The following is an 18,928-nucleotide window of genomic DNA, read 5'->3' as shown; positions in this document are numbered from 1 at the left end:
CATCAGGCTTGCCTCCACAACAACGCCAAGAAGGAGGTCAGCATGATTCGTGGTTCAACGGAACTGGTCGCTATCGTCGGTTCGCCCATCGCCCAGGTGAAGTCCCCGGAAAACTTCAACACCTGGTTTGCCCACAACAATTGCAACCTTGCCATGCTGCCCATCGACCTGCAGGAAACGGCGCTGGACAGCTTTGCCGGCAGCCTGCGCGGCTGGCAGAACCTGCGCGGTTGCGTAGTTACCGTGCCTTACAAGCAGGCCCTGGCCAGCCGCCTGGACGGCCTGAGCGAGCGTGCGGCCGCACTGGGCTCGGTCAATGTGATCCGCCGCGAGCGTGACGGCCGCCTGCTGGGCGACAACGTGGATGGCGCCGGTTTTCTGGGGGCCGCGCGCAAGCATGGCTTTGAGCCGACAGGCAAACGGGCGCTGGTGATTGGCTGCGGCGGAGTCGGCAGTGCCATTGCCTATGCACTGGGCGAGGCCGGCATCGCCAGCATTACCCTGCATGACCCCAGCGCCATGCGAATGGGCGCGGTATGCGAGCTGCTCGGCAATGCCTTCCCCGAAATCGCTATCAACACGCAGTTCTATGGCCTGGAGGACTTCGACCTGGTCGCCAACGCCTCCCCCGTCGGCATGGGCGCAAGCGCGGAGCTGCCGCTGTCAGCCGCCCTGCTGGCCACCTTGCAGCCCGACACCCTGGTGGCCGATGTAGTCACCTCGCCCGAGATCACCCCACTGCTGAACCGGGCACGCCAGGTAGGCTGCGCGATCCAGACCGGGCCGCAAATGGCCTTCGCCCAACTCGGCCACCTCGGCGCATTCATGGGCGTCACGCCGCTGGAGATCTGAAGCCATGGCAACTCTCGAACACAGCGTTGACCTGATCGTCCTCGGCAGCGGCGCCGGCGGCTTGGCTGCCGCCGCCACGGCCGCCCGCCGCGGGCTCAAGGTACTGGTGGCGGAAAAGGCCGGGCAGTTTGGCGGTACCTCGGCGATTTCCGGCGGGGCGGTGTGGCTGTACGGCACCGACCAGGCCCGTGCCGCTGGCGCCGAGGACTCACCCGCAGCCATGCGCACCTATCTTGAACATGTCATTGGCGATGGCTACGACCCCGCCCTGGTCGATGCCTTCATCGAGCACGGTCATCAGGCGCTGCGCTGGCTGGAGCAGCACACCGAACTGCGCTACAGCCTGCGCCCACACTCGCCGGATTATTACCCGGATGCGCCCGGCGCCACCCAGTTCGGTCGGGCGCTGGAAATGGTCGAGTACGACGGCAAGCACCTTGGCCCGCGTTTCAAGGACTTGAAAATGCCACCGCCTGGCATGCTGCTGTTCGGCGGCATGATGGTCAACCGCGTGGATATCCAGCACTTCCTAAACCTGCGCCGCTCGCCCGGGTCACTGTGGCATTGCCTGAAGCTGATGGCGCGCTATGCACGGGACCGCCTGCACCACCCGCGTGGCACCCGGCTGACCACCGGCAACGCGTTGATCGCGCGCCTGGCCACCAGCGCATTCGCCCACGGCGCGCAGCTGTGGTTGCGCAGCGAGGCACTGGAGCTGATCGTCGAACGCGGCGCGGTGACAGGCGTGGTGGTGCAGCGCGAGGGCCGCCGTGAGCGGGTACTGGCCCGCGGCGGTGTGGTGTGCGCCATGGGTGGGTTCGCTGCCGGCGCGCTGGCTGCCAGCTACCGCCCAGCCCTGGGTGTGTCGCACCTGAGCATGTCGCCATGCAGCAATGACGGGGCCGCCTTGCGCCTTGGTCAAGCTGTGTCGGCAGCCGTGGGCGAGGGCCTGGCGGCCAATTTCTTCTGGGCACCGGTTTCTGAACTGCGCCATGCCGGTGGCGAGCGCGAGCGCTTTCCGCATCTGGTCACCGACCGCGCCAAACCAGGGGTGATCGCGGTGGACCCAAGCGGGCGCCGCTTCGTCAACGAGTCCGATTCGTACCACCACTTTGTGCAGACCATGTTCGCCAAAGGCATTGCCAACTGCTGGCTGGTCTGCGATGCCGAGGCGATGAACCGTTACGGGCTCGGTCTGGCGCGACCAAAACCGGTGAACAACCAGGCGTTGATCGACGCCGGCTATCTGTACCGCGCCGCAACGCCCCAAGCCCTGGCCCAGGCGATCGGCATCGACCCGCAGGTATTCGCAACGACCCTGGAGCAGTTCAACAGCGATGCCCGCAACGGCATCGACCGCGCGTTCGACAAAGGCGGCAACAGCTACAACCGCTACATGGGCGACCCGCAGCACACGCCCAACCCGTGCCTGGCGCCGCTCGCCAGCGGCCCCTACTACGCCATCCGCGTCCACACCGGCGACCTCGGTTCGGCCTGCGGCCTGGTAACCGACGTCAATGCCAACGTACTGGACCGCAACGCTCAGCCCATCAGCGGGCTGTACGCAGTCGGCAACGACATGAACTCGATGATGAAAGGCACGTACCCAGGCCCCGGTATCACCCTGGGTCCCGCCCTCACCTTCGGCTGGCTCGCTGCCAACCACATCACCGCGCGCCTGCAGGCGCCGACCACTCAAACGGAGACTCACGCATGTACTACGAACTGAGAACCTACACCCTCGATCCGCTGAAAATGGCTGACTGGCTGGCCCTGTACCAGAGCCACGCGCTGGAAGTACAAAGCGAGCACCTGGGCAACCTGGTCGGCTTCTTTACCAGTGAGTTCGGCGACGCCAACCAGGTGGTGCACATGTGGGGCTATGCCAGCCTCGACGAGCGTATGGCACGGCGCGCCGCCATGGCTGCAGACCCGCGCTGGGCGGAGTTTTCGCGGCGCAACCGCGAGCTGGGTGCAGTACTGCACCTGCAGTCACGGCTGCTGCGGCCCACCGGCTTTTCGCCGCTGCAGTAAGCGCACGCCCTTTCTTTCAATGCCTGAGCGAAACCCCACATGCATCCCCTCGAATGTGACGTACTCGTCATCGGCTCTGGCGCCTCTGGCCTGGCTGCCGCCGTTACTGCCGCGCACCACGGCCTGCAGGTGATCGTCGCAGACAAAGCCAGCCAGCTGGGCGGCACCAGCGCCTGGTCGGGGGGCTGGTTGTGGATACCACGCAACCCGCTCGCCATCGCCGACGGCATCGTCGAAGCCGACGATGCCCCGGAGCGCTACCTGCGTGCGCAAACCCACAGCTGTGAGCTGGACGCGCGCCAGCGTGCGTTCCTGCAGCATGGGCCGGAAATGGTGGCGTTTTTCCAGCAACACACTGCCGTGCAGTTCCAATCCGGCAACCGCATGCCCGACATGCACGAAGGCGACGGCAGCGCACGCGGCGGCCGGTCGCTGTGTGCGCTGCCTTTCGATGGGCGCCTGCTTGGGCCTTGGCTGCACAGGTTGCGCCCGCCGCTGGATATCGTCAGCCTGGCCGGCATGGGCATCGCCGGTGGGGCAGACATGGCTGCTTTCTTCAACGCCACGCGCTCGCCCAAGGCCGCATGGCATGTCGGCAAGCGCCTGCTGCGCCACGGCCGTGACCTGATGCTGTACCGTCGCGGCCGGCAATTGGTCAATGGCAACGCACTGGTGGCACGCCTGCTGCGCAGCGCCCTTGACCTTGGCGTCACGCTGCTGACTGACAAGCCGGCCAGCCGCCTGCTGGGTGACGGGCGGGTCAATGGCGCGGCGTTCGCCGACGGCCAGGTGATCCACGCCCGCCGGGGTGTGGTGCTCGCCTGCGGTGGCTTCGCGCATGATCGTCAGCGCATCGCGCAACTGATGCCGCACGCGCCGGACGGTGTGCAGCATTACTGCGCAGCGCCCAGGGAAAACAGCGGTGACGACCTGCGCCTGGGCGAGCAAGCTGGCGGCCGGATCGGCACCCCATTGTCCCAGGCTGGCGCCTGGGCACCGGTATCCAGGGTGCCGTATGGCGATGGCCGTTTCGGCCACTTTCCGCACCTGATCGACCGCGCAAAACCTGGCTTTATCGCCGTGCGTCGCGACGGCCGACGCTTCGTCAACGAAGCGGATTGCTACCATGACTTCATGAATGCACTGTTCGCCGCTACGCCACAGGGAGAGCCTTACGAGGCATGGTTGATCTGCGACCACGCCGCACAACGTCGCTATGGCATCGGCTGGGCAAAACCCTTCCCCTTCCCTACTCGCTATTATCAGCGCTGCGGCTATTTGCACAGCGGCCGCACGCTTGCGCAACTGGCGCAGCGCTGCGGGATCGACGCTGGGCAGTTGCAGCGCACGGTAGAGGGTTTCAACCACCATGCGGGCCAGGGTGAAGACCCAGCCTTCCAGCGCGGGGCTTCAGCCTACAACCAGGCGCAGGGCGAACCGTTGCAGGCCCCCAACCCGTCGCTGCGGCCGCTGCTGCACGGGCCGTTCCATGCGGTGAAACTGCTGCCGGGCAGCCTGGGTACCTTTGCCGGCCTGGCGACCGACAGTTCGGCCCGCGTGCTGGACCACGCGGCGCAGCCGATTCCCGGGCTGTATGCGGTGGGCAACGACATGCACAGCGTGATGGGCGGGCATTATCCCAGCGGCGGCATTACCCTTGGGCCGGGGATGACGTTCGGTTACCTGGCCGGCAGGGGGCTGAGCGGGTTGTAGTCCTCCATCTGCCTTGTGCAGCTAATCGGGCTTATCAAGGCCGGTCATCCCATTCCCCAACCTGGGTCACGATGGGTGGCTGTTGCAGCAGGCCGCGTGGCAACCGGAAGCCCTTGAACGGTTGCTGGGTAATGGGATTGAAAGCCTTCTCGGCGTTGAGCCGATAGCGCATCACCCCATCGCCGGTCCTGAAGCTCAGATCCACGCTGGTCGCGGTCCGCCCGTTGAGCGAGCCGCGGCTCAACAAGCGGAACATCGACCATGGGCCGCGGTACTCCAGGCTACTGCTATTGCCATTGTTGCGGAGCAAGGTCAGGTTGCTGCGCACGTGCTGGCCCAGGGTGTTGGGCCAGACAACACCGGTAATCTGGCTCGGGCCATGGGTGTAGGAGATCAACTGGCCATCCAGGTCCAGCAGGCTGGTGCGTTGATTGGCACTCAGCCCCAGCGGCTCGATGCTGAATTGCACACTCAGGTTGCCGCGCTGATCGAAAAAGGTTTCGCGGACGCGCTCTGCCAACGCCAACTGCTCGATCACATCGCTGCGGATCAACGACTGCCCCTGCTGACCGGATTGCAGGGCTTCCAGGTTTTCCTTCAGGAACACCTTCAGGTACTGATCATTGAACTGCTGCAGGCGCCCCTTCGGCCCAAAGAACGCTTCGAAATCATCCAGAGAAGCATCGCTCCCGCTCACTAAAAAGGGGTAGCGCCCTGCGAGCCGTTGCTGGAAGAAACTGTACACCTGCGTATCCCAGCGACGCTCCAACTCGCGCAGTGCTTCGACATTCAATACCTGGGCAGTCTGATAAGCCACTTTTCTGACCTGGTGATTGAGCGGCTCCGGCAAGCCGGTGGCCACCCGCTGCAAGCTGCTGATCGGGTCGTGCCCGGTCATCGAAAAGCGCTGATGCACCGCCTGCAATGCCGCCTTGCCGCGGTCCGGGCTGTCCTGCACCGCCTTGGCATAGTCGTGAACGGCCACGATGGCGGCGACGGTTTCATCGTGGTAGCTCGGTTTTTCGGCGGTTACCTGCAACATGGCAGCCAGCCCAGCGAATGCACGTTGAATAGCCATCGCCTGCTGTTGCTCGGATCTGCTGCTTGCTGGCCGCTGTATCGTTGCCTCGCTCGGCGTCTGAACATCCACTGGCGATGAAAACGCGGTGTTTTCCCGCACCGCATCCAGCAGCCGGTGCAACGGCGCAGCGGGGCCGGTCAACTGCTCCAGAACTGCCACTGCATGATCCAGATCAGCAAAGTCAGCCACCGTAAAGGCATTCAAGGCACGCCGCCAGCTGTCAATATAATCGGCGCTGTAAAGGTTGCTCAGGCGTTCGGTGAGCGCATGCCGGTCGCTCTCCGAATAATCGAGGTGGTCGCGCTCACCCAGCGCCCATTGGTCGATCATTGCCATGTCGGCGAACTGCTGACTGCGTGGCTCAAAGTACTCCCTGAACCCTTTGGCGGTGAGCAACGGCGAAAGCAGCACGCTATTGTCGCCATCGCTGACCCCGGCAGACGGCCGGTACACCACATCGAAAGCTGGGCCCACCTGATGCCGCAGGTCGAGGCCGCTGTGCAGTTGCTCCCCGGCCTGGCGTTTGAGACCTGCATAGACCCGCTCGGGCAGTGGCACCTTGCGTAATGCTTGCTGCACCGCTGCGATTTCCTGGCGATACTGCGGCAGATCGGTATCGACATAGGCCAATGCGTATTTCAGGTGGTGCATCAGGTCGCGTTGCAGTTGCCCCTGGCCCGGGAAAGCCTGCTGCCAAATGCGGGCCATCCAGTCCTCTACCCATTCAGGCCGACGGTTCTGCCGGTCCTCAAGCATGCGGTAAACCCTGAGCGCGGCCATTTGCTGCTCGCTGCCCAGGGGAGCAGCGTTCATGGCATCGACCACTCCGCTGGCCAAGGCCGGCAAGAAGCGCCTGGAGAGTAAACTCAGGTAAGCCTCATCGACCCGAGGCCCGATAGCGCGGCCCTGATACAGGCCAACATCGGCAACACCCGGCCAGGCAGCGCGATAGTCGCCAAACACCGCGACAGCATCGCGAATCTGGTCCAACGGCTCCAGCAGGTTCCGCCCGGTCGAGTCCAGGTGCGGGTCCACTTCCTGACGACTGTACGCCTGGCTCTTGGCAAGTACGCCGACTGCCTTGGTACTGTTGATATCAAAATAGCGTTGCCAGCTGGCGATGACGACACAGAATGCCAGAGCACCTACACCAGACCCTACCCAGAACAACTGGCGCTTGCTGCGCGCAACCTTGGTATTGTCCCCACCAAGCCCGGCTTCCGGGTAAATGACACGCCTGAAGGCCTGTTGAATGAAGTAGACCAGCGCCTTGCCTTGCGCCTTGCCTTCACGCAAGGGAAGTTTTGTCTGGTAGGGCTGTGCCGCCTCGCGGACGAAAGCGTTGAGCATGTCGCCTTGTTGCACGACCGACGACCAATACACGCCGCGGACCAACGCAGGCGTGGTGAAACGGTCACTCGCCAGCGTTTCCTGCAGAAAGCCCGGCAGTATCGGGCGCAGCCCGATCATCTGTGCATGCAAGGAGTACAAGCGCCCCCGCAAGGGGGCGCTGCCCAGCCTATCGAGCTGGTCAACGAGCTGCTCGAACAATTGCTTGAGCAGGTGATCGTAGTACTCGCGATATTCGTCCAGCCAGGCGTCATACGAATCGACTGTATCCAGCTTGAACGTGAACCCCAGCATGTGTTCGCGCTTGCCAGCCGAGTGCTTGCTGAACGCTTGGTCAAAGCCGTCCAACAGGTCGAACTTTGTCAGCACCACATACAAGGGGAGACGCGAGCCAAGCTGGCTGCTTACCTCGTACAGACGCGTGCGCAGGACGTAAGTCAATGCAACACGTTGTTCGGGCGTACCATGCAGCAGCGCAGGCAAGTCGACTACCAGAATCAAGCCGTTGAGCGCTCGCTGGCTACGATTTCGCAGCAACCAGCCCAGCAAATGCTGCCACAATCTGGCCTGGGTTTCGGCCGTTGTCGAACCACCCGGCGCGGCGGCTTGACTGATCAAAGCACCCGGCGGATCGATGATCACGGCATCATCACTGACCCACCAGCCCACCGGGTAAGCAAGCACCTCAGCCAGTTGGGCTCGTGCCTGGGCCCTGTCGATGCGGGTCAGGGAAAAGCACTGATCGGTGTGGTCGATGAAACTGCTTTTACCGGCGTGTTCAGCACCCAGCACCAGATACCAGGGCAACTGGTACAAGGCACGCTGGCCGCCGACATTGTCCAGGTAACGGGCGAGGTCTTGGCTCAAGGCCTTGTCTTGAGCCAGGATAAACGGCAATGAACAATCCAGCTCGGCGGCCACTGCTTGCTGGCGTTCCGCTTGCAGCCGGCGAAAGCGCGTGCGCAGCACAATGAGCCAGCACAGGAGTGGTATCAGGACCAGCATCAGGCTAGCCACACTTCGATTGGCCACACTTGCCAGCGGCTGATGCTCGCGCCAGGTCCATTCCGGGCCGAGCCACCAGATGGCAACCAGCATCAGCACTGCGCCAAGCCCAAGCAGCATGGGCATCGCCAAGCCGATACATGTCATCAGCGGCAAGCCCCAACGTATGAGTTGCTTAAATTTCAGATTCATCGAGGCTCCTGCTCCTTGTTCCGATCGGCCAACGCTGTGGGGGCTGCGTACTGCTGCAGCCGCTGAAACACTTCGGGCTCCCACGCATCGGCGGTGGTGTTCTGCATGGTCCTGGCGACGCCGCTGCACAAGTCCTGGGCCAACCAGGACACGCCTCGAGTAGCCAGCAGGTCCGCCGCAATCACCGTGGTGTGGCAACGCTCACGGGGGGTGTCGAGATTCGCCTGCATGCCCTGCAGTTTGAGAAGTAACGGTTCGATGCCACCGTTTTCCAGCTGGCTGATCAGCTCCTCGCGCAGGTTGGCGAACGCCTGAGAGGCCGCACCGGGTTCGGATCGCCCTTGAGCCCCTTTGAGCCAGGCCAGGCACTGGTCGTCGGCAAACCCCACGCCGTCGCTGAAGCACAATTGCTGCAACGCTGGCAGGCGCTGGACGAACCGTGCGCTTGCAGACCTGATGGCCTCCGCGACTTCGCCCATCGCCAATCGGGCAGCGACGGTTGCTGCCAGGTAACTGCCGCGAATCCAGTAGGGGCTGGCCGTGACACTTTTTTCAATCCGCTGGAGCAGCGCAGGGTCAACCGCCGAGCTGGATATGGCGTCTTCATAGAACCCGGCAATATCCACTGGCACCGCCATCAACTCGGTACGGTTGCCCTGCCGTGCCTGGGGGGCAGCCTGAATGTGGGCCCACAAGCCAAAACGACGTAGCTGGTAGCCGACGGGGTCGTAGGGGTCCTGTTGATTGATGTGCTCGGCCATGACCAGCACGGCGCGCCGTGTTTCACGTTCGTTGCCCATCGACACGGCGGACTTTGGCGTGGCCATGACCTCGGCCAACGAAGCGGGTCTGCTGATGGGTGAAGGAGTGATGGGCTCTGCAGGCTGGCCTGCGCCCTCGGCAAGATCCATGTGCATGAGTAGCAGGCGCTGCAAATCGCTCAGCACAGCTGGATCCAGCTGCGTGGCAGCCTGCAGCGGTTGCATGCGCAGCAACGCAGCCTGCGCTGCCGCTGCATGGTCCCGGCTGTAGGTAAAGCGATCGAGACGCGGTAGCGCTTCGATCAGTCGATTGAGCATCAGGCCTGCGAGCTTGCGCTTGGCCAGATAGCCTTTGGGACCTGGCTTTGGATGAGCGGCCTCCCAGTAGCATTCAAGCATACCGGCCAGCAACGCCAGGGTGAGTGCCCAGCGCTCCCAGCAACCGTTGCGCAGCCAGGCCACACCCAGGTGGGCGACGATGCGCAAGTGCTTGCACTGCTGGCCGAGGTAATGGCGGGCGGCCTCGTCGATGTAGGCCCAGTCGATTGAAGACTCCTGCAACCCACCCAGCTTGACCATCTCCTGGTCGATGGCCTGGTATGTTTCATCCTCCACGTCAAACAGGCCAGCCGGCGTTGCCGGATCGATCGGCGCGAGCAGCCGGCTGATTTCCGCTTCGGATCCACCCGTTACCAGCGACATGTGCTGCGCGCCTTGGTGATCAGTGCGTCCAGCCCCTGCGCGTCGAACAACAGGCCATCAATCACAGGGTTGTCGCTGAGCACCTGTATCCGTCCTGCACCGATCAGTTTCCTGATCTGTTCGATGGCTGGCAGCCCCCGCCCCGCGTCGAGGACCTGGCCGTTTTCCATCACCTGCCACGGCGTTGCAACCGTGGATCCGCGCATCCCTTGCAGTTGTACCTTGGCCCGCTTCGCTTCCAACGGCTGACCCGTGATCAACTGGAGCCTGGAGATGCTCTCGATACAACTGATAGCTAGGTAAGGGCGGGGCTCGACAGACGCGATTGCCGGTGCTGATATCACCAGACCCTGCACTCGCCAATCCTCCGCGCGAGTACTCGTGATGAAGGTCAGATCATCTGGCCCACGCGCGTTTTCATTGGCCAACACGCGCAGAACGCTGGGGGCCTCCTGCTCCGGGGCGGACCACTGCCGCTTCGGGGCATATGCAGGCGTTTTTGCAGCTTGATCAAAACAAGCCAGACGCTCCACGTTTGACACTATCCCAGGACAGTCCCGGGTAGGGTTCGCCAACGCCGACGAAACAAAAACCAGCGATAGCAGAGTAAAACCACGGGTAGCATGGGCGATCATAGTGAGTCCACCTTCCTTCGCAACAGCACATATTCACTACTTATAAATTCTCTCTTTCCTACAACCCATATGACTTAGTCAACTTGAACAAAGCAAGCACGACTCATCAAGTCATGCGCAATCGCCTGCAGCCTAGCCCATCACAAAATTCGAATACATAAAAATATTATCTTACACTTTCTCGCTCGACTATTTTCGCACTTCAAGCGCATGGTTTTTATGCGAGGAAAACTTCCAACAAGTCACTCGCCGGCATCCACCCACAAATACGTAGGAAACTTCCTACATATGGGAAGCCTATATAAACGGACATATAACCATGAGCAAATCTACCGGATCCGTGGCACCAAAAGAGCGCATAAACATCAAGTATGTTCCCACCACTGGCAACGAACAGGCCGAAGTAGAGCTGCCGCACAAAATGCTGGTGCTGGGCGACTTCGGCCTGGATGACGACCGTGCACTGGAAGACCGTCCGGTCATGCGCATCGATAAACACACGTTCAACAACGTGTTGAATGATGCCGACGTTCGCATGGACATGTCAGTGCCCTGCCTGCTCAGCGCGACCGCCGATGCCGAGCTGGCGGTCAACCTGCAGTTCAAGTCGATCGACGACTTCGGCCCCGATCAGATCGCCCGCCAGGTACCGGCGTTAAATCAGTTGCTGGAGCTACGCGAAGCGCTGGTGGCGCTGAAAGGGCCATTGGGCAACGTCCCTGCTTTCCGCAAGCAACTGCAGCACTTGCTCAATGACGAACAAGCGCGCAAGCGGCTCGCCCACGAACTGGACCTGGTGCTCGAGGCGCCCAAAGCAGACTGAGACAACGGAGCGTCCCCATGTCAAAGCCAAGCAATGCAACTGTCATCTCTGAAACAGCTGCCGATGTGTCGAGCAATGCCACTTTGCTCGACCAGATCATGGCCGAAACAAAGTTGGCGCCCACGCAAGAGGGCTATCAAGTTGCCCGCCAGGGCGTTTCTGCCTTTATCACCGAAATCCTCAAAAGCAATGATCCAGATCAATTAATCAATAAGCATCGCGCCGACCAGATGATTGCAGAGCTGGATCGAGTGCTCAGCAAACAGATGGATGCAATTCTGCATCAGCCGGCATTCCAGCAGCTTGAGTCATCATGGCGCAGCCTGAAACTTCTGGTCGACCGTACTGACTTCCGTGAAAACATCAAGCTTGAGCTGTTACATGTCAGCAAAGAAGAGCTGCTCGATGACTTCGAAAACGCGGCTGACATCACTTGCAGTGGCATCTACAAACACGTTTACACCGCAGGTTATGGCCAGTTTGGTGGCGAACCTGTGGCGGCCATGGTTGGCAACTACAATTTCGGCCCCTCTTCACCCGATATCAAGTTGCTCAGTTACATGGCTTCGGTCGGCGCCATGTCGCATGCGCCATTCCTCGCAGCCCCCTCCCCCGAGTTTTTCAACCTCGCAAGCTTCGAAGAGCTGCCCAACCTCAAGGAGATCAAGGACATTGTCGCCGGCCCGCGGCATGCCAAATGGCGTGCATTCCGTGACAGCGAGGATGCCCGCCACGCAGCGTTGACCGGTCCGCGCTTCATGCTCCGCTCTGCCTATCACCCTCAAGAACACTCGATCGAAAGCTTCGGCTATGAAGAGAACATCGACGGGCGACACGACAACTATTTATGGGGCAATTCCGCCTTCCTGCTGGCCAGTTGCATCAACGACAGCTTTGCCCGCTATCGCTGGTGCCCGAACATCATTGGCCCACAGTCGGGCGGTGCCGTCGAAGACCTGCCCGTGCACCTGTACCAATCCCTCGGCCAGTTGCAGGCAAAGATTCCTACCGAGGTGCTGATCTCCGACCGCAAGGAATTCGAGCTGGCCGAAGAAGGCTTCATCGCCCTGACCATGCGCAAGGACAGCGACAACGCCGCGTTCTTCTCGGCCAACTCGGTGCAGAAACCGAAGCACTTTCCCAAGACACCGGAAGGCCTGCAGGCGCAGACCAACTACAAGCTCGGCACCCAGCTGCCGTACCTGTTCATCGTCAACCGCCTGGCCCACTACATCAAGGTGCTGCAGCGCGAGCAGATCGGCAGCTGGAAAGAGCGCAAAGACCTCGAATCCGAGCTCAACAAGTGGATCAAGCAGTACGTCGCCGACCAGGAGAACCCTTCGGCCGATGTTCGCAGTCGTCGCCCGCTGCGGGCGGCCAAGGTAGAAGTCTCGGACGTGGCCGGTGACCCGGGCTGGTACCAGGTATCGCTCGCCGTGCGCCCGCACTTCAAGTACATGGGCGCCAACTTCGAGATCTCCCTGGTCGGGCGGCTCGATACGCCATGAGCAGCTTGTTTGATCGCCTGATGGCGGACCCGTCCGTCGCCCGAAACCCGACCCGCCAGGAGAACGCTTTGCACAAATTCGCCGCCATCAAGCGTCATCTGGAAACGTTGCTCAACGCCCGCCAGGGTTGCTCGCAGAGCAGCCCTGAGCTGGGCCTGAGTGACTTCAACGGGCATGACGCGAGCAGCGGCGACCTGCTGGGGCAAGTGAGCGCCGATATCCGCCACACCCTTCAGCGTTTCGAACCGCGCATCAAGGTGCGAACCCTCAAGGCAGTACCCGATTGCCATGCCCCGCTGGAGTTGCACTTCAGGCTGGACTGCCAGGTGCAGGTCAATGACCACACAGAGCAGCTGCAACTGGAGCTGCTGGTCAATGGGCACAACCGCTACACCCGCGTGAGGTGACCCATGTCTCTGAAAGATCGATTCAGCGAAGAACTGCGTCACCTGCACGAACTGGGCAACGACTTCGCCAGGGACAACCCGCAACTGGCGCGGTGGCTGGGCAAAGGCGGGAGCGACCCCGATGTCGAACGCCTGATGGAAGGCTTTGCGTTCCTCACGGCCAAGCTGCGGCTGAAACTGGAAGACGACCTGCCGGAGTTGACCCACCCCATGCTGCAGCTGCTGTGGCCCAACTACCTGCGGCCATTGCCCAGTGCCACGATCGTCCAGTTCACAGCGCGCAAGCAGTCGCTCAGCCAGTCACAGCAAATTCCCAAGGGGTCGCGGTTGTTCTCGAAACCTGTTGACAACGTGGCCTGCGAGTTTCGTACCTGCACGCCGGTAACTATTCATCCGTTCGACATCGACACGGTAGCCACAACCCAGACCCTCGTCAGCACGGTGGTGCGCATCGACCTGCAGCCTCTGGTCGAGCGGCCCCTGGATACCTTGGAATGCGCCAGTCTCGATTTCCACCTTGGCGGCGATGACCTTACCGCTCGCACGTTGTATCTGTGGATCTCTCAATACCTCAAGCACATCAGCGTCATCATCAATGGCGAAGTTCGCCGGGTGCCGGCCGATAACGTCGTCTTTTCCGGCTTCAGCCCGGACGACGCCCTGCTGCCTTATCCGCAGAACGTCTTCGATGGCTACAGGATTCTGCAGGAATACTTTCTTTTCCCACAGCGCTTTCACTTCTTCAGCGTGACCGGGCTGGCAAGGCTGTGGCCGGCACATGCCAGTCAGCAGGTGAGCATCGAGTTCCACTTCAGCCGCCAGTTACCTGCTTCGCTGCGGGTGGGCAAAGCCGATTTCAGTCTGTCTTGCACCCCGGCAGTCAACCTGTTCAAGCACAGCGCCGAACCCATCGATCTGTCCAGCGAAGCTGCCCAGGCAGAGCTCAGGCCCAAAGGCAAAGAGCAGCACGCCTACGAAGTGTTCAGCGTCGACGAGGTCATCAGCACCCGCACTACCACCGATGGCAGTATTGGCGAGCACTTGCGTACCTTTCGCCCGTTCGAATCGTTCGCCCATGAAATCGAACATCTCCAGGGGCGCACGGCGCTCTATTACCGTTACTCACTCGAGGAATCCCTGCGTGGCGATGGCGTCACGCATCGCATGGCCTTTGTGCGCGCCGATGCCAACGCCTACATCGGCGAGCTGGAAACCGCCTCTATCGAGCTGACCTGCACCAACCGCGACCTGCCGCTGGCACTGGCCATCGGTGATATCAACGTGTTCACCGAAGCCACGCCGCCCCTGGCGACCTATACCAACCTGCGCACGCCCACCCGACCCTGTCGCCCGGTGCTGGACGGCCAGTTGCAGTGGGCGCTGCTCTCCAACATGTCGCTCAACTACCTGTCGCTGCTTTCAGTCGAGCCGCTGAAGGCGGTGATCCGCGCCTATGACTTCGCCGCCTTATATGACATTCAACAGGCACGCACGACCCGCAAGCGCCTAGAAGGCATTCATGACATCCACACGCAACCCATGGACTGGCTGATCAAGGGCCAGCCCATTCGGGGCCTGCATACCCGGCTGAAGCTGGACCAGGGCGCCTTCCTCTGCGAAGGCGACCTGTACCTGTTCAGCTGCGTGCTCGCGCACTTCTTCGCCCTGTACGCCAGCCTCAATTCCTTCCACCAGCTGGAAGTGATCAACACCACCAACAACGAGCACTACACATGGCCCATCCAGACCGGCAAGCAACCGCTGATCTAGCTGACCGGCTGCTCGCCGACGCGCACCAGTACAACTTTTTCCAGTTGCTGGAGCGTCTTCACGGGCTGCACGGCGATGACCTCGAACCGCGTTGGCCCAGCGAGGCCGCCCGCCTGCGTGTACGCCTTGGCAGTGACCCACGGCTGACCTTTCCCGTGTCGGACGTGTACAAGGCCGAACGCATGCCTGGGGAACAAGAGCGCTACCGCGTGTGCACCACGTTCATGGGCCTGCATGGCACTGACTCGCCCCTGCCCAACTATTACCTGGAGCAGGTTGCCTATGAGCATGCACACGGCATCGGCGTGCGGCCGGCGTTCTTCGACTTCTTCAATCACTACGTGCTGAGCCTGCTGCACCGCATCTGGCGCAAGTACCGCTACTACATCCGCTTCCAGGCGGGTGCCACAGATGGGTTTTCACAGTACATCTTCGCCCTGCTCGGCCTGAACGACAAGCAGCTGCGCGGCGACACCCCGCTGCCCTGGAGCAGGCTGCTCAGCTTCGCCGGCGTGATCGCCAGCCGCAGCCGTTCACCCGGTACCGTCGCCGGCATCATCGCTCACTGCTTCGACCTGACGCATGTGCGGATCCGTGAGTTCGATTCGCGCTCGGTACCCACCGCCGCGAAGCAACTGGTCAGCCTGGGGCGTAGCAACGGTCAATTGGGCAGCAGCTTCATGGTCGGCAGCCGCACGTGCACACGTAGCAGCAGGTTCACCATCGTGATCAGGGAACTGGACCAGGCGCAACTGCGTGACCTGCTGCCCAGCGGCATCAACTTCGGCCGCTTGCGGGCACTGATCGATTTTTTGCTGCGTGACGGCCTGGCCTACGACCTGGAACTGCGGTTGAAGCAGAACGCGTTGTCGCTTTTCTGCCTGCACCGCAGCCAGGGCGCGTACCTGGGCTGGACCAGCTTTATCGATGACCGCCACGGCGAGATCAGCCCGGTGGTTCGATTTCGAGGACGTTCATGAGCACATTGACCTTGAGCATCATCAACATCGAACAGCTGCAGCACACCAGCAGTGCTCGGCATGAGTTCGATCGCAACGGCGGCACCATCGGTAGCAAAGGGAGCACCTGGCAAGTGGATGACCGTCAGCTGGCCATTGCCCCGATCCACTGCGAAATCCGCTGGATCGAAGGCAGTTACTGCGTCATTGACCACTGCCAGCGCACGTATCTGAACGACAGCATCGCGTGCGTGGGTGCGCATCCACCCCGGCGCCTGGGTCACGGCGATCAGCTGCGTATCGGCGCGTATCGGCTGCTGGTCCAGTGCACCGATGCCGATACGCGTTCGCTGCAAGATCTGCTCGATCCGGATAGCACGCTACTGGACCAGTGGCTAAGCGATGCGCACGCCGATGCGTGGCAACCCGAAACGCGTCCCCTACAGCCGCTCCCCGAGATCTGCTCGGCGTTCGAACCTGCGCTGGGGAATGATCCCTTGGCGGCACCGGATGCAGGGGCGGCTGCAGCGCCTACGGCGGACGACCCGCTGCAGCGCCTGCTTGCGGGAGACCGCCCATGAACCGCCAGGCGTCGTTGCTCACGCCGCTGCTGATCGCGCTGGTCGCACTGCCTGGCTGCACGTCATGGAACAGAGCCAGCCAGGTAATCAGGGACCACTCGTTGCCCATCGGCCCGCCTAGGGACCACCCCACCGAAGTCGCATTCAGCATCAACGCTAGCCCCACGATCAATGGCAACCCGAACAGCCTCGAGGTAGCACATGCATCCGAAAACGCCTTGGAGCCCAACCCCTATGCGGTCAGCCTCAGCGCCGGCGACCCCTATGCGTTGACCGAGAAAATCGGGGCCTTGTTCGAGTATCTCCAGGAGCAGTTCCCTGCGATGTCGCCCGTCGTGATGGACCAAGACCACGACCTTAATCCGCAACACTCGCCGCTTGAGGAAAGCACGCCAGGCAGCTACGGCGACCCGACGGTAGTCCTTGCACTCCCGCCCACTGCCACCGCGCCCCCTGGGCCAATCGCCACGCCGATCGCCATCAAGATCCTGCAGCTGAGCGACGACTCGCTGCTGCGCAACAGCGTGTATCAGTTGTTGCACAAAGACCCGGCCAAAGCGCTGCGCAGCAGCTACGTCCGTGATGACGACTACCTGCTGCGCCCCGGCCAGTTCAAGTTCATCCCCTTCGTGCCCATCGAGCCCGAGACCCGGTTCATCGCGGTGATTGGCGATTATACGAACCAGGAAAACGCCACTTGGCAGCAAGTGCTGCGCATCCCCCCGCGTGGCCGCCAGATCGTCCTGTCGGTACGGGTCAACGACACCCAGATTCTGCTCAAGGAAGAGGACTAATGCTGCCTCTAGCCCTGCCCTTTTCGCTGACTCTCGATGACAAGGATCGCCCATGAGCTCCCGCAACCCCGTCCTGTGGCCTGAGGGCCTGTTCGTCAAGCCGCAACATTTCCAGCAAGCCGCCCGGGCCAGCGAAGCTGCCTTGCAGCAACGCTTCGCCAGCCTGAATGCAGCGTTCTACGGCTTCAGCGAACTGCAGCTGAACGACGAGTACCTGAGCCTGGGCAAGATCGCCATTACCCGCGCCCGAGGCATCATGCCCGATGGCACGGTGTTCGACATTCCCGCAGATCTGCCACCGCCGCCACCGCTGGAAATCATTGATGACGGTGCGACTGACAGCGAGGTATTCCTGTGCCTGCCACTGCGCACCGAAGGTGGCCGCGAGGTGAGCTGGCCCGACAGCGCGGCCAACGTTCGCTACAACGCCCAGGCCCATGAGATCAAGGACACCCACAGTGCCGACGGCGACCTGGTGCAGGTCGACTTGGCCGTGCCCAACCTGCAACTCAAGCGCAAGGCCGATGACAGCAGTGCCTACACCCGCCTGGCAGTGGCACGTATTCTTGAGCGCCGTCCCGATGGCAGCCTGCAGCTGGACGAAGCGTTCTATCCCACAAGCGTTTCGGTACGCGCAGTACCAGCCCTGCAACGCTCCCTCGAAGAAATCACCAACACCCTGCGCGAACGCGCGCGCAACCTGGCCGCCCGCATTGGCGCATCCGGCCAATCGGGCATTGCCGACATCCGCGACTTCAACCTGCTGCAAGCCATGAACCGCTGGTGGCCGTGCTTCCAGCACCTGGCCAGGCAAGGCCAGACGCACCCCGAACAACTGTACCTCTGCATGAGCCAGGCCTGTGGCGAACTGGTGACCTTCACCGACGAAGGCAGGTTGCCGCAGGAATACCCCGCCTATCAGCACACGGCGCTCCGCACATCGTTCAAGCCGCTGCAAGACACCCTGCGTCGTGCGCTGGGCACGGTGTTGCAACCGCGCGCCGTATCCCTGCCCCTGGCAACCCAGGACTACGGGGTGATGACAACAACGCTGGAAGACCGCCGCCTGATCGACGAAGCCGACTTCATCGTCGCCGTGCGCGCCGACCTGCCGCCGACGACGTTGCGCAAGCTGTTCGTGCAGAAAGCCAAGGTAACTTCACTGGAAGGCTTGAATGATCGCGTTCACAAGCAGTTACCCGGAATTCCGTTGCGGCAGTTGCCAGTAGCGCCTCGCGAACTGCCCTTCCATGCAGGGTTCAGCTACTTCGAACTGGACCGCCGCGACCCGGCCTGGGGCTGCATGAAGACGGCAAATGGCTTCGGGATACACATCGCCGGGGAGTTCCCGGGGCTTGAGATGCAGTTCTGGGCAATCAGGAGTGAATGAAATGGATAAAACTGACAACACGCACAACGGCACCAGCAAAGCTGAGGGTGCGCGGCTGCCCGATACGCTGCATAAATCGGAGCCTGGCCCCACAGCCGCTGCTGGCGCTTGCGAGGCCCCGACGCAGGAGCCCAAGCCGGAGCCCGGCCATGAAGGTTATGCCGCTGATCCCGAGTTCCAGCTGCGTGGCGGCTACGACAACCTGATGCTGGACGCCGCATCCCCCCTGTTCGGCTTGGTCATGCGCCTGCGCACCCTGGATGAATTACCCAACATCAAGGACGTGCACCGGCAGGTACGCAACCAGATCGACAACATCAGGGAAGAAATGCGCCAGCACGGCTACGAGCACACTCAGCTGCTGGCCTACT

16 protein-coding genes are annotated in these 18,928 nt (G+C 62.0%); 13 read left to right on the top strand and 3 right to left on the bottom strand.

Annotated features, from left to right (window positions below; translation table 11 throughout):
• Positions 1 to 42 precede the first annotated feature (42 nt).
• The 4 genes from HP547_RS02565 to HP547_RS02550 are packed head-to-tail and all read left to right on the top strand — an operon-like array spanning position 43 to position 4,599.
• Positions 43 to 852, top strand: a complete 810-nt coding sequence (locus tag HP547_RS02565) for a shikimate dehydrogenase (protein WP_172228190.1) — start codon at positions 43 to 45, stop codon at positions 850 to 852.
• A gap of 4 nt (positions 853 to 856) precedes the next feature.
• Complete coding sequence (locus HP547_RS02560) at positions 857 to 2,581, top strand: FAD-dependent oxidoreductase (protein ID WP_172285429.1); 1,725 nt, start codon at positions 857 to 859, stop codon at positions 2,579 to 2,581.
• Positions 2,566 to 2,886: an NIPSNAP family protein gene (locus HP547_RS02555; protein WP_172285428.1), complete on the top strand. Its 321-nt coding sequence runs from the start codon at positions 2,566 to 2,568 to the stop codon at positions 2,884 to 2,886. Before HP547_RS02560 ends, HP547_RS02555 begins: the two co-directional genes overlap by 16 nt.
• A gap of 39 nt (positions 2,887 to 2,925) precedes the next feature.
• Positions 2,926 to 4,599, top strand: a complete 1,674-nt coding sequence (locus tag HP547_RS02550; protein ID WP_172285427.1) for an FAD-dependent oxidoreductase — start codon at positions 2,926 to 2,928, stop codon at positions 4,597 to 4,599.
• A 34-nt stretch (positions 4,600 to 4,633) separates the two neighbouring features.
• On the opposite strand, the gene tssM is transcribed toward HP547_RS02550, so the two are convergent.
• Genes tssM through vasI form a run of 3 tightly spaced genes read right to left on the bottom strand, consistent with a single transcriptional unit; the run spans position 4,634 to position 10,325 of the window.
• The gene (gene tssM, locus HP547_RS02545) at positions 4,634 to 8,227 is read right to left on the bottom strand and encodes a type VI secretion system membrane subunit TssM (protein ID WP_172285426.1); all 3,594 of its coding nucleotides are present in this window, start codon (positions 8,225 to 8,227) and stop codon (positions 4,634 to 4,636) included.
• Complete coding sequence (gene tssA / locus HP547_RS02540; protein WP_172285425.1) at positions 8,224 to 9,690, bottom strand: type VI secretion system protein TssA; 1,467 nt, start codon at positions 9,688 to 9,690, stop codon at positions 8,224 to 8,226. The genes tssM and tssA overlap by 4 nt, the downstream gene beginning before the upstream one ends.
• Positions 9,678 to 10,325 carry a type VI secretion system-associated protein VasI gene (gene vasI, locus HP547_RS02535; RefSeq protein WP_172285424.1) on the bottom strand — a complete coding sequence of 216 codons (648 nt, stop codon included), beginning with the start codon at positions 10,323 to 10,325 and terminating at the stop codon, positions 9,678 to 9,680. The genes tssA and vasI overlap by 13 nt, the downstream gene beginning before the upstream one ends.
• 319 nt (positions 10,326 to 10,644) lie before the next feature.
• Here vasI and tssB point away from each other — a divergent pair, with 319 nt between their 5' ends.
• The 9 genes from tssB to HP547_RS02490 form a co-directional block, all read left to right on the top strand.
• Positions 10,645 to 11,148 (top strand): type VI secretion system contractile sheath small subunit, encoded by a 504-nt coding sequence (gene tssB, locus HP547_RS02530; RefSeq protein ID WP_172285423.1) that lies wholly within the window; start codon positions 10,645 to 10,647, stop codon positions 11,146 to 11,148.
• 17 nt (positions 11,149 to 11,165) lie between these two features.
• Positions 11,166 to 12,656: a type VI secretion system contractile sheath large subunit gene (tssC, locus tag HP547_RS02525; RefSeq protein ID WP_172285422.1), complete on the top strand. Its 1,491-nt coding sequence runs from the start codon at positions 11,166 to 11,168 to the stop codon at positions 12,654 to 12,656.
• Positions 12,653 to 13,063 carry a type VI secretion system baseplate subunit TssE gene (tssE, locus tag HP547_RS02520; RefSeq protein WP_172285421.1) on the top strand — a complete coding sequence of 137 codons (411 nt, stop codon included), beginning with the start codon at positions 12,653 to 12,655 and terminating at the stop codon, positions 13,061 to 13,063. Before tssC ends, tssE begins: the two co-directional genes overlap by 4 nt.
• A 3-nt stretch (positions 13,064 to 13,066) precedes the next feature.
• Complete coding sequence (gene tssF, locus HP547_RS02515; RefSeq protein ID WP_172285420.1) at positions 13,067 to 14,833, top strand: type VI secretion system baseplate subunit TssF; 1,767 nt, start codon at positions 13,067 to 13,069, stop codon at positions 14,831 to 14,833.
• Positions 14,797 to 15,813, top strand: a complete 1,017-nt coding sequence (gene tssG, locus HP547_RS02510) for a type VI secretion system baseplate subunit TssG (protein ID WP_172285419.1) — start codon at positions 14,797 to 14,799, stop codon at positions 15,811 to 15,813. The genes tssF and tssG overlap by 37 nt, the downstream gene beginning before the upstream one ends.
• Positions 15,810 to 16,373: an FHA domain-containing protein gene (locus tag HP547_RS02505; RefSeq protein WP_172285418.1), complete on the top strand. Its 564-nt coding sequence runs from the start codon at positions 15,810 to 15,812 to the stop codon at positions 16,371 to 16,373. The genes tssG and HP547_RS02505 overlap by 4 nt, the downstream gene beginning before the upstream one ends.
• Entirely contained in the window at positions 16,370 to 17,167 is a 798-nt protein-coding gene (gene tssJ / locus HP547_RS02500) for a type VI secretion system lipoprotein TssJ (protein ID WP_172285417.1), read from the top strand. Before HP547_RS02505 ends, tssJ begins: the two co-directional genes overlap by 4 nt.
• A gap of 52 nt (positions 17,168 to 17,219) precedes the next feature.
• Positions 17,220 to 18,557, top strand: a complete 1,338-nt coding sequence (gene tssK / locus HP547_RS02495; RefSeq protein WP_172285416.1) for a type VI secretion system baseplate subunit TssK — start codon at positions 17,220 to 17,222, stop codon at positions 18,555 to 18,557.
• Between the two features lies 1 nt (position 18,558).
• Positions 18,559 to 18,928: DotU family type IV/VI secretion system protein (locus HP547_RS02490; RefSeq protein ID WP_172285415.1), on the top strand; the 370-nt coding region annotated here is incomplete at its 3' end.

The organism is Pseudomonas sp. CM27 (genome assembly GCF_013179515.1).
Taxonomy (GTDB): domain Bacteria; phylum Pseudomonadota; class Gammaproteobacteria; order Pseudomonadales; family Pseudomonadaceae; genus Aquipseudomonas.
Note: the sequence above shows the minus strand (reverse complement) of the source record. Positions and strands in the feature narration are given on the sequence as shown.